Below are 15,992 nucleotides of genomic sequence, written 5' to 3'. Positions count from 1 at the left end.
GCATGATGATGAAACAATGGCTATCGGTTATTTGTTTAGGCACATTAAGTATTTATTGTTATGCTGAACAAAAGACATTAACTTCTGCAATTAAAGAGGTAACAGTTTACACAGATAGAGCAGCGATTACCCGCAAAGCAGAGATATTATTACCTGCCGGTGAGCATGAGTTATATTTTAATAATCTACCAGCTCAGTTAGATAATAATTCAGTGCAAATAAATGCATTAAGTACTGTTCCTACTACTATTTTAGATGTAACAACTAAGCAAGAAGCTCGTTTAGAAGACGTTAATTTGCGGCTACAAAAAATAGATCAAGAAATTAAGCAATTAAATGATCAGTTAAATGTCTTAGCAGATCAAGAAGCATTGTTGATAAACCAGCAAGAGTTTATTAGTAAGATGCAGTCAGGGGTATTGGCTCCAAGCAAAGATGCTTCTCGCCCATCAGCACAAGAGCTGCAAAATATTATGCAGTTTGCTAAAGATAATTTAGCCGCTATTTTAGAAAAACAACGAGCGATTGCTAAACAACGAACAGAGCTGAAGAAACAACTTGGTGTATTACAAAATGAGCGCTATCCCATTCAGCAAAGAAAAGGTTTTCAAGTTAAAAATGTAGTGGTTCGTATTAATTTACAACAAGCGGGTAAGGTTAATTTAGATTTAACTTATATGACTTATGGTGCTAATTGGTATCCTAATTATGATGCTCGTTTTGATAGTCGTAATAATAAGTTATCAGTAACTTATTTAGGGGTAATCAGTCAAAGAACAGGCGAAGACTGGCAAAATGTTAAGTTAACTCTCTCTACAGCAAAACCTAATTTAGGGGGTAATGCACCAGAATTAACTTCTTGGCTAATTAATGAGGCTGCAAAAGTAAAACCATTAACAGGTCGAGTAACTGGTGCCAATAATTATGGTTCGGCTGCTCCTGCGCCTATGGCAGTAATGAGAGAGGAAGCGGCTACAACGGCTGTTAGACAGATGGCTACAGTTGATACAGGGATCACGAGTGCCTCTTTTAATATTGATAAGCCTACCTCATTAGCCAGTGATGGTAGCCAGCAGAAAGTAACTATTACAGATATTGATTTAGCCAGCAAGCTGCAATATTTAACAGTACCTAAGTTAGCACAGGCAGCTTATTTGCAAGCAACCAGTATTAATAATAGTGATTTCCCCTTATTGGCAGGTAGATTAAATATTTTTATGGATAATCGTTTTATAACTACAGGTAGTTTAAAAACCATCATGCCTAAAGAAGAATTAAAGTTAGATCTAGGTGTGGATGAAGGAGTAGCAGTTACTTATAAACAGCTTAACCGTTTTACAGAAAAAACAGGTTTAACCAATAGTTATCATAAAGTAACGTATGAATATTTGCTTACAGTACAAAATAATAAGCAAACACCAGAAACTATCAAGGTAATGGATCATATTCCCGTACCTCAAGATAAGAAGATTACGGTTAAATTGTTATCACCCAATTCTAAAACTATCGAGCAAGATAAAGAGGGTAAGATTACTTGGAATTGGACATTAAGCGCAGGTGAAAAGAAACAAGCAACTGTTAAATTCTCGGTAGAGTATCCAGTGGATATGAATATTGGAGGGTTGTAGTAATTAACTACAGAGATAAAAAAGCCAGCAGTAAAGCTGGCTTTTTTATTATAGCTATAATTAGACGAGATTTAGTGTTTAGTTAAATCTGTTAATGCTAAATGTGGTGCAATCATATTTTCAGGCTTAAGAATTTCTTCTAGTGTTTCTTCACTAAGCAAATTCTCTTCACGTACTAACTCTAATACGCCTTTACCTGTTTCTAAAGCTACACGGGCAATACGGGTTGAGTTTTCATAACCAATATAAGGGTTAAGCGCAGTTACTAAACCAATGGAGTGTTCAACAAGGTCTTTACAGCGTTCAACGTTAGCAGTGATACCATCAATACAAAGGGTACGTAACATCTCCATAGCACGACTTAATAGTCTTATGGAGTCAAATGTTTTATAGGCAATGAGTGGTTCCATTACATTTAATTGTAACTGACCGCCTTCTGCTGCAATTGTTAATGCTAGGTCATTACCAATCACTTCAAATACTACTTGGTTAACTGCTTCAGGAATAACAGGGTTAACTTTACCAGGCATAATAGAGCTACCAGGTTGTCTTGGTGGTAAGTTAATTTCATTAATACCTGTTCTTGGGCCACTTGATAGTAATCTTAAGTCATTACAGATTTTTGATAGTTTTACACCTGTACGTTTTAACATACCAGAGAGCAATACGAAGGCACCCATATCTGAGGTGGCTTCAATTAAGTCGGTAGCAGGTAGTAGTGGGTGGCCACTAATTCGTGCTAAATGTTGTACCGCTAAAAATTGATAACGAGGATCAGCATTAATGCCTGTTCCAATGGCTGTACCTCCAAGGTTTACTTCACGCAGTAAATCAGGAATTAATAGACGAATACGGTCTACATCTTCAGTCAGTGTGGTAGCAAAAGCGTGGAACTCTTGTCCTAAAGTCATAGGCACAGCATCTTGTAATTGAGTGCGTCCCATTTTGATCACATGAGCAAACTCTTCACCTTTTTCTGCAAAAGAGTCACGAAGTTTACCTAACGCATCTAATAAAGAATCATAACCTAATAATAAACCAACACGAATAGCTGTTGGGTAAGCATCGTTGGTAGATTGAGCCATATTTACATCATTGTTAGGGTGTAAATATTTGTATTCACCTTTTTGATGTCCCATTTCTTCTAAGGCAATATTGGCAATCACTTCATTGGCGTTCATATTGGTCGAAGTACCTGCACCGCCTTGAATCATGTCTACTAAGAATTGATCATGAAATTCACCATTGGTGATACGTTCGCATGCTTTAACAATAGCAGCATGCTTTTCATCAGATAAATAGCCTAATTCATGATTAGCCTCTGCTGCAGCCCACTTAACCATAGCTAAGGCATTCACTAGTTTGGGGAAATGGGATAAAGTGATACCAGTAAGCTTAAAGTTATTGATAGCTCTTAATGTTTGAATACCATAATAGGCGTCATTAGATACTTCTAAAGTGCCTAGTAAATCTTTTTCAATACGGACTGATGCAGAATTAGACATAATAAAAACCTGTTTTTGAAATGCGGTTACTACAAAATTTGCGAAATAATAGGATCTAAAAGGGCTTCTTACAAATGCCTTTATTTGCTATGCTATGCAAAATTTGCATAATGTGGTTTTTTTATTTTTGGGATAAAATGGACATGAACCTTGAATTAAGATGGCTAGAAGACTTTAGTGCCCTTGCTACGACCTGTAGTTTTTCTAAGGCTGCGGAGCAACGTTTTGTAACACAACCTGCTTTTAGTCGCCGTATTAAAAATTTAGAAGAAGCGTTAGGTTTTAGTTTAATTAATCGTTCTAAAACACCCATTGAGTTAACTGAATCAGGTCAGGTTTTCTTAATTACTGCAAGGAATGTAATTGAGCAATTACATGAGGTAGTGAGGCACATTCATCATACGGATACTACGCAAGGCGAAATATTACAATTTGCAGTGGCCCACTCATTAGCGCAAGGTTTTTTCCCACAATGGATGGCAAAGCTTCGTAAAGATGGCTTATCTGTTACTTGTCGATTAGTTGCTGCTAATGTGGGGGATGCTACTCGTGCTTTACGTGAAGGCGCCTGTGACTTAATGCTGGCTTACCATGATCCTGAATCAGCTTTACAGCTTCCACCAGAATTATTTCCATGGTTAGTTTTAGGGCATACAGAAATGGTTCCTGTGTGTGGTTTTGATGAATATAAAAAACCACTCTTTGAAATAAATAACCAACAACAGTTCCCTTTACTTGCTTATGGGCAAGGCGCTTTTCTAGGACATTCGGTTAATTTACTACTACGTCAATCTAAACTACGCTATGTCAAGCTCTTTGAAACAGCTATGGCGGATAGCTTAAAAGCGATGGCTATAGAAGGTTTAGGTGTGGCGTGGTTACCTAAATTAAGTGTGGAAAATGAGTTGGCTCGTAAAGAGTTAGTGATTTGTGGTGATAGCCAATGGTTTATACCATTGGAAATACGTCTTTATCGTTGTTCATTAATTAAGAAAAACGCCATTAAATCATTTTGGGAACAGTTAGCAGGCCCCGATAGCTTAACCAATGAATAACAAGCATAAAATTATTTTTTGGTAGCTATTACTGTTTTATATAAAAGGGCGTACACTTTAGGTAAGATTTCTTGTAAGGCCATCGTTGTTGTTAGGAGTATTTAAACAGAGCTATGAACAGTTCTTATTGCAAATTCTATTCAATTAGTTGTTTGCTATTACTATTTGTTAATCAATTATTCGCAGAGGGACTAAATTTACCAACGATAACAAGTTGTACATTTAATGTGCCTCAAGAGCAACAAGCTTTTATGTTAGATCGTTGTATGGTGGCCGCTAAAACGGGTGATAAAGATGCTCAATACCAATTAGGACTTTATTATGGCGAAGGAAAATTAGTTACTGCTAACTATTCAGAAGCACTTTATTGGTTTAAACAAGCCTCTGCCCAAGCACATGTTGATGCTCAAGTGCGATTAGGTTATATGTATTTACAAGGACAGGGCGTGCCCGTTAATAATTTGCAAGCCTATATTATTTTTAAAATAGCAGGTATTAATGGTTCTGATGAAGCTATGGATGAAGCTGATGTAGCAGCAGATCTTATGAATCCACAAGAGCTACAACAAGCTAACTATATTTTGGGTAAAACGTTTCGGCTTTATCTAAAAAATATTAAAGAGTAACCTTAGTTAGCTATATTATTTAGTAGGAAGAGGGGGCATAGGAAAGGGCATAATATTGCCAGTACCTTTCGCTTCTGTGATCTTGGCAATTCCCAAACGTTCAACTTCGTCAATACGAATGACACTGTGCATTGGAATAAAGCTTCTGTTAACGCCTTCAAATTGAGATTTTAGTCTTTCCTCGCTAGGGTCAACTACCATCTGAGTGCGTTCACCAAAAATAAACTCTTCTATTTCAAGAAAGCCCCACAAATCGCTTTGATAAATTTGTTTGGCATACATTTCATAAACCTGACCTTGGTTTAGGAAAATTACTCGATAAATAGGCTCTTCATTTTTGTTCATAAGTTAAGGTAACCAAAATTCTACAAGTTGGGCTAATAAAACCATCTATTTTACTCTAGATTTAGTTAATTTACAGCATGATTAGTTAAACTCTATTAAGCTAGTTAGAAAAATTCATCAGTCATTAGTAGGTTATAACTTTTTTTAAAATGAATATAGCAGTATCATAGCAACAGAATAAATGTTTACACAGAGGGTTTTATAATGTCTGATATTATTCATGTAACTGATAATGATTTTGCAGAAAATGTATTAAAGTCGGATCTACCAGTATTAGTAGATTATTGGGCTGAATGGTGTGGTCCATGTAAAATGATAGCGCCTGTACTAGATGTATTAGCAGATGAATATGATGGTAAGCTACAAATCTGCAAATTAGATATTAGTAATAACCCACAAATACCACAAACATATGGTGTGCGTAATATTCCTACATTAATGATTTTCAAAAATGGTGAAGCTATTGCAACTAAAGTAGGTGCGGTGAGTAAATCACAATTAGCTGCTTTTATTGATGCTACCTTATCTTAATATAATGAAACAGCAACTGCTTTCAGAGAGCAGTTGCAAATTCCTATTAATACAGATCAAATAAGTCATAATTGGTTACGTATCAATCTATCCAGTGCTTGAATTAAAATAGCTAATAGATATAATGTAATCATTATGTTAGTACAAAATTTTAGTTTTATTACCACCAGTTGTTTTCTTATATCCCTCGAGTATTGTTGGCGAGGCGGCCTGTAAAGTTCTTTCTCCTCATTTTTCAAATTTAAATAATTAAAGTTTTTTTGCTTACGTGCTGTTGAGTGCACAGCTGTGTTGAATTTTTATAGTTTCGTTTAAATACTTAGCTTCTAACACGTAAGCGGTGCAGTGGAGAAAGTATTATGCGTGCGTGGGTTTATTTATTAGTAGCTATCTTTTTTGAAGTGATAGGTACTTCTTCTATTAAATTATTAGTTCATGATTTTCCTTTAATTGGTTATGGCGTAATGTATAGCCTAATAGGGCTGTCTTATTTCTTTTTATCATTATCAGTAAAAAAAGTACCCGTTGGTGTGGCTTATGCACTTTGGGAAGGTATTGGTATTGTACTGATTACAATAGTGAGTGTGGCTTTATTTAATGAGCAGCTAGGGTTCTTTAAGATAGGTGGTTTGGGATTGATTATTGTGGGTATCTTATTAATTAAATCAGGTACTCAGTCAGTTGCTAAAAAAGTAACTAACTATCAGGCTAAGGAGGCATAGTTATGAACGATTTTACATGGGTTCATATAGGGTTCTTAGCCTTAGCTATTGTGTTGGAAGTATTGGCTAATGTGTTTTTAAAGTACTCAAATGGTTTTAAAAACCGCATGTTAGGAGTATTGTCTATCCTTTTTGTATTAGGTGCTTTTACTGCATTGGCACAGTCTGTAAAAGGTATTGACTTATCTATTGCTTATGCCATATGGGGGGGCTTTGGTATCTTAGCAACAGTTGCTATGGGAGCTATTTTATTTAACCAAAATTTAAAAGCAAAAGGGTGGTTAGGTATCATGATTTTAATTTTTGGTATGATGTTATTAAAATTAGCTTAACTAATTAGCAATCAATTATTATTAATAGTAGGTAAAGGTTGTTATCTACTTTATAATAGCCCCCTTTTTAATTGATTAATTGTTTATCACCACTATGACCAAGAAGCTTTTTATCGAAACACATGGTTGCCAAATGAATGAGTATGATAGCGCTCGTATGGCAGACTTATTAGGAGAAAATCAGGGAGTTGAGTTAACTGATAATCCTGAAGAGGCAGATATTTTATTATTAAATACCTGTTCTATTCGTGAAAAAGCGCAAGAGAAAGTATTTTCTAATCTTGGTCGGTGGCGTGAGCTAAAAAAACGTAATCCTAATATTGTGATTGGTGTAGGTGGTTGTGTGGCTAGCCAAGAGGGTGCGGCAATTCGTGATCGTGCTCCTTATGTGGATGTGGTGTTTGGTCCACAAACTTTGCATCGTTTACCAGAAATGATTGATGCAGCTAAGACTACTCAAAAACCACAAGTAGATATATCTTTCCCAGAAATAGAAAAGTTCGATCGTTTACCTGAGCCAACTGTAGATGGACCAACTGCAATGGTTTCCATTATGGAGGGCTGTAGTAAATACTGTGCTTTCTGTGTAGTACCTTATACCCGTGGTGAAGAAGTTAGTCGCCCAGTGGAAGATGTAATTGCCGAGATTATCCATCTGGCTGAAAATGGCGTGAAAGAGGTTATTTTATTAGGGCAAAATGTAAACGGCTATCGTGGTAGTAATTCTGAAGGTGGTATTACAGATTTTGCAGACTTATTACGAATAGTGGCTGAAATTGAAGGTATTGATCGCATTCGTTATACCACCTCACACCCTTTAGAATTCTCTGATGCTTTAATTCAAGCCCATGCAGATTTACCAAAATTGGTTAAGTTTGTGCATTTACCTGTACAGGCAGGTTCTGACCGTGTTTTAGCAGCAATGAAGCGTAATCATACAGCACTTGAGTATAAGTCACGTATTCGCAAGTTAAAAGCAGCTGTGCCAGATATTTGTATTAGTTCTGATTTTATTGTGGGCTTTCCAGGTGAAACAGAGAAAGACTTTGCACAAACCATGAAGCTGATCGAAGAGGTTGGTTTCGATTTCTCTTACTCATTTGTTTATAGCGCTCGTCCTGGAACGCCAGCAGCAGATTTGCCGGATGATACCTCTGAAGAGGTGAAAAAACAGCGCCTGCAAATATTGCAAGCACGTCTTAATCAGCAGGGATTTGAAATTAGTCGTCGTATGGTAGGAACTACTCAATCGATTTTAGTTACAGATTTCTCTAAGAAAGATCCCGGTATGTTGCAAGGTCGTACGGAAAATAACCGTATTGTTAATTTCCGTAGTGATAATCCGTTGCTAATCGGTCAATTTGTTAATGTAAAAATTGAAGAGGCATTACCTCATTCGTTAAGAGGAGCGCTTATTAGTGATTAAGCCAATTGCTATTCGTTGCAACTTATTGTAGGCTTAAGTCAATCATTAATAACAGAGGTAACCACTAATACTTTGAGCGCTTTACCTAGCACTAGACAATTTACATTAGAACCATTCGATACAAGACGTTTTGCCAACTTAAGTGGTCAGTTTGATGAGCATTTTCGGCAAATTGAGCAACGTTTGGGCATTGAAATTCGTAATCGTGGCAATCAGTTTGAGTTAATAGGTAATGAGGAGCGAGCATTAGCCGCAGAAAACCTGATTCGTCGGTTATATCGTGAAGCGAAAAGTATGCCGTTATCGCCAGAGGTGATACATTTATTCTTGCAAGAGTCTGGCTTGGAAGAAATGGTTGCACCTAATAATAATCAGCCACAAATTACCTTAAAGACATTAAAAGGGACTATTCGACCTCGTGGTGCGAATCAGCAAGGATATGTTAAAGCCATCTTAGAAAATGATATTAATTTTGGTATTGGCCCTGCGGGTACAGGTAAAACTTATTTAGCAGTTGCTTGTGCGGTGGATGCATTACAACGTGAACAAGTGCGTCGTATCTTATTAGTACGTCCAGCGGTTGAGGCAGGTGAAAAGCTAGGTTTTTTACCAGGTGACCTTTCGCAAAAGATAGACCCTTATTTACGCCCGCTGTATGACGCTCTATATGAGATGTTAGGTTTTGAGCATGTGGCTAAATTAATCGAGCGACAAGTTATAGAAGTAGCGCCATTAGCTTATATGCGTGGCCGTACTTTAAATAACAGCTTTATTATTTTAGACGAAAGCCAAAATACTACTATTGAACAAATGAAGATGTTTTTAACCCGTATAGGGTTTGGCTCTACAGCTGTTATTACAGGTGATACAACACAAATCGATTTGCCTAAAGGTACCCGTTCAGGGTTAATGCATGTTATCGATGTTTTGCGTAGTGTGCCAGGTATTAGTTTTACTCACTTTAAAGCAAAAGATGTGGTCAGGCACCCGTTAGTACAACGAATTGTAGAAGCCTATGATCGTTACGATAAAAGTTTAGGACAACAAGAAAAAAATGAACATTGAGTTAGACTTGCAGCTAGCCAGTGAAGAACCTTATATACCTGATGCTAGTCTGTTCCTAAAGTGGTGTGAAGTAGCTATTACTCCTTATCAGCAAAATGCAGAGCTTACTATCCGTATTGTTGATGAGGCGGAAGGGCAAGAGCTTAATGCAGCTTATCGTCATAAAGATTATGCAACTAATGTTTTATCATTTCCCAGTGAGTTACCTGAGGGGATTTTGGATATTCCTTTATTAGGTGATTTAATTATCTGTGCACCAGTGGTAACAAAAGAAGCTGAACAACAACAAAAGAATTTAGAGGCTCATTGGGCGCACCTTGTTACCCATGGTTGTTTACACCTATTAGGTTTTGACCATGAGGAACAACAAGCAGCTATTGAAATGGAAGCATTAGAACAACAATTGCTAATGCAACAGGGATACCCTGACCCTTATCAGGAAGTTAACTAAACGTAGGTATTACAAAAGAAAATGAGCGAAGATCAATCGAGTCAGCATAAATCTTGGTTTGAGAAACTAACCCAAGCATTTGCCCATGAGCCAAAGAATCGTCAAGATTTGTTAGAGCTTCTCCATGAGGCACACATTAATAAGCTGCTAGATGCTGATGCGTTAACCATTGTAGAGAGTGCTATTCAAATAGCAGACTTACAAGTACGTGATATCATGTTGTCACGCTCACAAATGGTATTTATTAAAATTACTCAATCTATTGAAGAGCTTTTACCTACTATTATAAAAACAGCACATTCTCGTTATCCTGTATTAGAAGAGGATATGGAGACAGTAGGTGGTATTTTATTAGCAAAAGATTTGTTGCCTTACCTATTGCAGTTAGCAACAGGACAAGAGACTGAGTTTGATATTAAAAAAATATTAAGGCCAGCAACTTATGTACCTGAATCAAAAAGAGTGAATGTACTGTTAAGAGAGTTTCGTGCTACGCATAATCATATGGCCATTGTGGTAGATGAATATGGTGGTGTTGCAGGGCTAGTTACCATCGAAGACGTTTTAGAACAAATTGTTGGTGATATTGAAGATGAACATGATATTGAGGAGGCAAGCTATATTCGTCCTCAACCTAATGGTGATTTCGTAGTAAAAGCACAAACACCTATTCATGTGTTTAATCAATATTTTCCTGAAAATCGTTACTCTGAAGAATTTGGTAGAACTATTAGTGAATTAGTTGAACACCATTTTGGCCACTTACCTAAACGTAATGAAACGATGGTGATTGGTTCATTCCGTTACCGTGTGTTAACAGCGGATAGCCGTAAACTCCACTTACTACGCTTAACACCTTGTAAAATTGTGGATTAACGATGCTATCAATCATTACTAAGAAGGGTTGGTTAGGCCATTTAATAGCTTTTGTAGCAGGTGTTTTAACACCACTTTTTTTAGCTCCCTTTAATATTTGGCCAATAGCCTTTATTTCTGTTGGTTGTTTTTATCTTGGTTTAAAAGAACTTTCCGTTAAGCAAGCGATTATTCGTGGTTGGTGTTATGGTTTTGGAGCCTATATAGCGGGTGTTAGTTGGATTTATGTCAGTATAAATACCTTTGGTAATGCCCCTGTTTGGTTAGCAGCTGCTTTAACTATAGCTTTTTGTATGTCAGTTGCCTTCTTTTTTGTTATTCCTGCTGTTATTTGGGTTAAGTGGTTTCGTGCCGATCACACCTATTTTGTAGATGCTTTTGCATTTGCAGGATTGTGGGCTATACAAGAATGGTTTAGAGGCTGGTTTTTAACAGGCTTTCCTTGGCTTTATACAGGCTATAGCCAACTTGATGCACCATTAGCAGGTTTTGCACCTATAGGTGGTGTGTGGTTAATTTCCTTTTTAATAACATTAATAACTGTTTTATTAATCAAAGTTTATTATTTTAGGCAACAAAAAATTAAAGTAATTATAAGCATTGTTGTTGTTATTGCTTTGCCTCTCATGGGTGTATTACTTAATAAAATCCATTGGACAACCTCTATTGATGATAAATTACCCGTTACCTTAATTCAGGGTAATATTGCTCAGGGCCAAAAGTGGGAACCCTCATTTTATAGAGACCAGTTGAATTTGTATTGGCATTTAACGCAACAACATCAAAGAGTAAATAGCTTAGTAATTTGGCCTGAAAATGCGATTCCTTATCTAAAAGAGTCTGTGCAAGAGTTATTGGATACCACTATTGGTGTTTATGAAAAAAATAATAAAGCTACATTAATTACTGGCCTGCCAATTAGGCAGCAGGATAATAAGGGTGAGCGTTATTATAATGGCATTACTGTAGTGGGTGAGGGTGAAGGTACCTATTTAAAACAAAAATTGGTTCCTTTTGGTGAGTATGTCCCTTTGCAGGATATGCTACGTGGTATGATTGAATTTTTTAATTTACCAATGTCAGACTTTAGGCGTGGTACTTCAGATCAACCACTGTTGAAAGTTAAAGATTATCAAGTAGCACCGTTTATTTGTTATGAAGTAGTTTATCCAGACTTTGTGGCTTCTTTTGGGGCAGAGAGCAATTTGTTGATAACGATTAGTAATGATACATGGTTCGGTCATTCAATTGGTCCTAAACAACACCTCCAGATGGCACAAATGCGCGCCTTAGAAGCTGATCGTTGGATGGCTAGGGCAACCAATAATGGTATTACAGCGATTATTGATAATAAAGGTCAAATTATTAAAGAAATTCCAAGTTTTGAGGTAGGTGTATTACAGGGAGAAGTAACCTTAGTAACGGGCAAAACACCTTATCAGGTGTGGTATAGTTATTTTATATTAAGTATTAGTATTTTAGGCTTATTAGTTGCGTTTTTTATGAACAAATTCAAAAAATAACCTCAATATTTTAAGGAGTTTTGCCGTTTACTGATATAATAATTACTTTGGCTTTATGTGAAGGTGATATCTATGGAACAGGGTAAGACGACTAAACCAACTACTAAAAAAACGCCTGTGAGAAAAAGTGCTGTTAAATCTACAACCACTCCTCGTGCTCGTAAAGTGGCTTCTAAAACTTCTGCAACTAAAGCTGCACGCGATATGTCAGTTAAAACCATTCAAGAAGTTAGTAAAGACCCTGTAGCAACAAAAGTAGCCTTAGCTCCTCATGGTACTGTAGAAGATAGTAGTTCAGCCGCTCTTCCTGATAGTTATCCTTACCGTACACGTATTAAACGTAATGAGTATGAAAAAACCAAAAAGCAATTACAAATAGAGTTATTAAAAGTACAGCGTTGGGTTAAAGAAACTGGACAACACATAGTTCTTCTATTTGAAGGACGTGATGCTGCAGGTAAAGGGGGAACTATTAAGCGTTTTAACGAACACTTAAACCCTCGTGGTGCACGTGTTGTAGCTTTAGAAAAACCTACTGATGCAGAAAGAGGCCAATGGTATTTTCAACGTTATATTCAACATTTACCAACTAAAGGTGAAATCGTATTCTTTGACCGTTCTTGGTATAACCGTGCAGGTGTTGAAAAGGTTATGGGCTTTTGTACTCAACGTGAGTATTTAGAGTTTTTGCGAGAAACACCAAACTTTGAGAGAATGTTGGTAAATAGTGGTATTATCTTATTTAAATATTGGTTTTCAGTGAGTCGTGAAGAGCAATTACGTCGTTTTATTGCACGTCGAGATGACCCATTAAAACAATGGAAATTATCTCCTGTGGATATTCAATCATTGGATAAATGGGATGATTATACAAAAGCTAAGGAAGCCATGTTTTTCCATACTCATACAGGTGACGCTCCTTGGACTATTGTAAAGTCAGATGATAAAAAACGTGCCCGTTTAAACTGCCTGCGTCATTTCTTATATAATTTAGATTACCCAGAAAAAGATCTAAATATAGTCTATGAAGCTGATAGTTTATTAGTGGGTGATCCCATTTTATTGCAGGGACAGTAATTAAAAAAGGCTTGCATTTGCAAGCCTTTTTGTTAGTTATTACTCGCTTTAAAAGTTAGAGTAGATGGTTGATTTGTAGTTGGTGTTGGAGAGTCTACTTTTTCTTCTACAAAATGTAGTAGTCCAAGCTGTGCTTTGATTTGCGCAGGATCAGCTTTTACTTGATAGCGTACCGTAGAGCCTGAAGTTTCTATTACTTTGCCATCAAAACTTGCCATTAAATTATTTACTTGTACATAACGGCTAAAGTCTACATTTTTTATCACGATTTCTAATGTTTCTGTTGAGGTCGTTTTGATAATAAAAACATTGGCTAACGCAGGATTAATAGCGGTAAAAATTTGTTCCGCTATTTGTGCTTCAGTAGATGCTGTGGCATCACCTTTCGCTAAAGGTTTCGCCTCATTAGCAGATAACCATAAACGCCATGTGGCTCGATAATTATTATCAGTTTGTTGCATATAAACAATTAATATAGCATTTGCTGCATACTGCTCTGATCCTTGTAAAACTTCTTTAGGATTATCTGCATTAAAATTGGTTTTATTAGCAAAGGCTTGTTCGCTTAAATCGGCTAATGGGAAACGTAAGGGGAAACCTTGTGTATTAGCAGCGGCTGTGATGGTCTTAGCAGATGGTTGGGCGTCACCTACTAAACTACTATCTGTGTTATTTTCGTTAAGCCACCATGTCATGATAATCGGGCGACGATTTTGCCAATAACTAATACCTGCTTTATTAAGTGCTTGTTCAATAGCTGTTTGATCAAATGATATAACCAAACGGCTAGGATTAGCTTGTTGTGTATAGTTCTCTAAGAAGTCGTTAGGTCTTTTTAGAATCTCTGTTATTGCTGTTTGCTCTGTAATTTTGAGATTTCCTGTTAATCGAGTTAATACAGTTGTTAATCCTTTACTTAATAAAGGATCTATTTGTTGTTCATTATTATCAATAGCTACCTCAACCTTTGTTATAGTATTTGCTAAGGTCATTGGTATTACTAGACTACAGGTACAAAATAAAGCGATAGAAAAATTGCGAAATAGAGTAAACATTCGATGGTTTCCTAAAGGAGCAATTTATTTGAAAGTTTAAATTTTATATAAAGAGAGATAGTACTTGTTTTTTAGGTGTATATAAAAAGTAAATTGTATTTTTTTGTTCCATATAGAAGCCGCTATTTTCAAATACATATTCAAGGATAATTACGTTTGAATATGTATTTGAAGTAGACGAAGCTTATACGGCTGGAGTCACTATTGTAAAGAATGGTAGTAATAAGAATAGTTTAATAATAATAGCATTTACAATATCAATAAAAAATGCACCAACCATCGGTACTACAATAAATGCAATATGTGAAGGTCCAAATCGTTCAGTAACAATTTGCATATTAGCAATGGCTGTGGGTGTTGCCCCTAAACCAAAACCACAATGACCTGCTGCTAATACAGCAGCATCATAATTTTTCCCCATAAGACGGAAAGTAACAAACACCGCGTATAATGCCATAATAATAGTTTGAATAACCAGAATAATAAGCATAGGGATAGCTAATGATGCGAGTTCCCATAATTTTAAACTCATCAATGCCATCGCTAAAAATAGAGATAGACAAACATTACCTAGGATGGATACAGAGCGTTCAACAATTTGAAAATTACTAATACGGGGGATAGTATTGCTTAAGATAACGCCAATAAAAAGCACACATACGAAGGTTGGTAACTCAAAGATAGTTCCTTGTAATAGTTGTTGCAAATATCTACCTAAGCTAAGACAAATAGCTAGCATAGCAATAGTTTCAATCATTGCTGTGGAGTTAATAGAGCGTTTAACTTGAGGTTTTTCAAAAACAGTGGAGTCAATGGGATTATCTTTTTCAGTTTCTGGATGTTCTGGATGTTCTTCTATTTTATTTTTCTTAATAAGATAACGTGCAACTGGACCCCCAATTATTCCACCAAAAACTAAACCAAATGTAGCACAAGCCATAGCGACTTCAATACCACCTGCAAAGCCATATTGGTTTACAAAAATATCACCCCAAGCCCCACCTGTTCCGTGTCCACCAGAAAGAGTAATAGAACCAGCTAATAATCCCATTAAAGGATCCATGCCTAAAGCAGTTGCTAAGCTAATACCAACAATATTTTGTATAAATAAGAGACCAACTACCCCAATTAAGAATATAAGGATCATTTTGCCACCAGAACGTAGTTGTTCAATATTGGCATTTAAACCAACACTGGCAAAAAACATAAGCATTAATGGGTCTCTTAATGACATATCAAAAGTTACTTGCCAATCAAATATTATTTTCGCCAACAGTAACATTATTGCAGCAAATAATCCTCCTGCCACAGGGCCAGGAATAGTATAGCGATTTAGAATATTAACTTTAGTAACAAGGAATTGCCCAAGTAATAAAACAAGGCTAGCAATGACTAGTGTGTTATAAACATCTATTTGTAACATTAAAAAGAGTCCCCTTTGTAGTCAATTTTTACTTTATTAAGAAGGTATACAAGAAATTTATAGGAGTAGTTTTATGTTTAACAACAAAATATAAACGATAAAGTTGTGTTAAGTTTGTATACAAGATAATTATAAAATTTCGCTATGCATAATAACCTAACTATATTGTATTAAGAAAGTAGTCATTATGATTAGAGGCTTGTTGATAGGCTGTATGCTTTTATTTGCAAGGCTTTTCTTATATCATATATTTAATAAATTAGTTTATTTTTGGTAGGTTTGATAAAATTGTTTTTAAGATATTTTCAGATAGAACCAAAAGAAGATTTTTAATATAAAATTTCATTAAATA

General features: G+C 36.0%; 16 protein-coding genes. 12 read left to right on the top strand and 4 right to left on the bottom strand.

What is annotated here, in order from left to right:
• Positions 1 to 2: 2 nt before the first annotated feature.
• Positions 3 to 1,628, top strand: coding sequence for a mucoidy inhibitor MuiA family protein (locus tag MTZ49_RS03380; protein ID WP_264746988.1), 1,626 nt, complete (start codon positions 3 to 5; stop codon positions 1,626 to 1,628).
• Positions 1,629 to 1,699: 71 nt separating this feature from the next.
• Here the strand turns inward: MTZ49_RS03380 and aspA are convergent, their stop codons facing one another.
• Complete coding sequence (gene aspA / locus MTZ49_RS03375) at positions 1,700 to 3,133, bottom strand: aspartate ammonia-lyase (protein WP_264746987.1); 1,434 nt, start codon at positions 3,131 to 3,133, stop codon at positions 1,700 to 1,702.
• 143 nt (positions 3,134 to 3,276) lie between these two features.
• Between aspA and MTZ49_RS03370 the strand changes: the two genes are divergently transcribed.
• Entirely contained in the window at positions 3,277 to 4,188 is a 912-nt protein-coding gene (locus MTZ49_RS03370) for a LysR substrate-binding domain-containing protein (protein ID WP_264746986.1), read from the top strand.
• A gap of 113 nt (positions 4,189 to 4,301) precedes the next feature.
• A complete protein-coding gene (locus tag MTZ49_RS03365; RefSeq protein WP_264746985.1) occupies positions 4,302 to 4,814 on the top strand; it encodes a tetratricopeptide repeat protein in 513 nt (170 codons plus the stop codon).
• Positions 4,815 to 4,829: 15 nt separating this feature from the next.
• Here MTZ49_RS03365 and MTZ49_RS03360 read toward each other — a convergent pair whose 3' ends face one another.
• Entirely contained in the window at positions 4,830 to 5,159 is a 330-nt protein-coding gene (locus MTZ49_RS03360; RefSeq protein ID WP_264746984.1) for a DUF1820 family protein, read from the bottom strand.
• 204 nt (positions 5,160 to 5,363) lie between these two features.
• Between MTZ49_RS03360 and trxA the strand changes: the two genes are divergently transcribed.
• From trxA to ppk2, 9 genes are all read left to right on the top strand, one after another.
• Positions 5,364 to 5,690, top strand: coding sequence for a thioredoxin TrxA (gene trxA, locus MTZ49_RS03355; RefSeq protein ID WP_264746983.1), 327 nt, complete (start codon positions 5,364 to 5,366; stop codon positions 5,688 to 5,690).
• A 359-nt stretch (positions 5,691 to 6,049) separates the two neighbouring features.
• Positions 6,050 to 6,412 (top strand): SMR family transporter, encoded by a 363-nt coding sequence (locus tag MTZ49_RS03350; RefSeq protein WP_264746982.1) that lies wholly within the window; start codon positions 6,050 to 6,052, stop codon positions 6,410 to 6,412.
• A gap of 2 nt (positions 6,413 to 6,414) precedes the next feature.
• The gene (mdtI, locus tag MTZ49_RS03345; RefSeq protein WP_264746981.1) at positions 6,415 to 6,744 is read left to right on the top strand and encodes a multidrug/spermidine efflux SMR transporter subunit MdtI; all 330 of its coding nucleotides are present in this window, start codon (positions 6,415 to 6,417) and stop codon (positions 6,742 to 6,744) included.
• A 94-nt stretch (positions 6,745 to 6,838) separates the two neighbouring features.
• Entirely contained in the window at positions 6,839 to 8,170 is a 1,332-nt protein-coding gene (miaB, locus tag MTZ49_RS03340; protein ID WP_264746980.1) for a tRNA (N6-isopentenyl adenosine(37)-C2)-methylthiotransferase MiaB, read from the top strand.
• Positions 8,171 to 8,242: 72 nt separating this feature from the next.
• Positions 8,243 to 9,235 (top strand): PhoH family protein, encoded by a 993-nt coding sequence (locus tag MTZ49_RS03335; protein ID WP_264746979.1) that lies wholly within the window; start codon positions 8,243 to 8,245, stop codon positions 9,233 to 9,235.
• A complete protein-coding gene (ybeY, locus tag MTZ49_RS03330; protein WP_264746978.1) occupies positions 9,225 to 9,686 on the top strand; it encodes an rRNA maturation RNase YbeY in 462 nt (153 codons plus the stop codon). Before MTZ49_RS03335 ends, ybeY begins: the two co-directional genes overlap by 11 nt.
• A 21-nt stretch (positions 9,687 to 9,707) precedes the next feature.
• Positions 9,708 to 10,562 carry an HlyC/CorC family transporter gene (locus MTZ49_RS03325; RefSeq protein WP_264746977.1) on the top strand — a complete coding sequence of 285 codons (855 nt, stop codon included), beginning with the start codon at positions 9,708 to 9,710 and terminating at the stop codon, positions 10,560 to 10,562.
• Between the two features lie 2 nt (positions 10,563 to 10,564).
• Entirely contained in the window at positions 10,565 to 12,085 is a 1,521-nt protein-coding gene (gene lnt / locus MTZ49_RS03320; protein ID WP_264746976.1) for an apolipoprotein N-acyltransferase, read from the top strand.
• A gap of 204 nt (positions 12,086 to 12,289) precedes the next feature.
• Positions 12,290 to 13,162, top strand: coding sequence for a polyphosphate kinase 2 (gene ppk2 / locus MTZ49_RS03315; protein ID WP_264747823.1), 873 nt, complete (start codon positions 12,290 to 12,292; stop codon positions 13,160 to 13,162).
• 32 nt (positions 13,163 to 13,194) lie between these two features.
• On the opposite strand, the gene MTZ49_RS03310 is transcribed toward ppk2, so the two are convergent.
• Together MTZ49_RS03310 and gltS are read right to left on the bottom strand one after the other, a co-directional pair.
• A complete protein-coding gene (locus tag MTZ49_RS03310; RefSeq protein WP_264746975.1) occupies positions 13,195 to 14,217 on the bottom strand; it encodes a DUF2066 domain-containing protein in 1,023 nt (340 codons plus the stop codon).
• 184 nt (positions 14,218 to 14,401) lie between these two features.
• Positions 14,402 to 15,640, bottom strand: a complete 1,239-nt coding sequence (gene gltS, locus MTZ49_RS03305) for a sodium/glutamate symporter (protein ID WP_264746974.1) — start codon at positions 15,638 to 15,640, stop codon at positions 14,402 to 14,404.
• Positions 15,641 to 15,992: the final 352 nt, after the last annotated feature.

This window comes from Entomomonas sp. E2T0 (assembly GCF_025985425.1).
GTDB lineage: Bacteria > Pseudomonadota > Gammaproteobacteria > Pseudomonadales > Pseudomonadaceae > Entomomonas.
The sequence above is the reverse complement of the archived record's forward strand: the minus strand, read 5'-3'. Positions and strand labels throughout refer to the sequence as shown.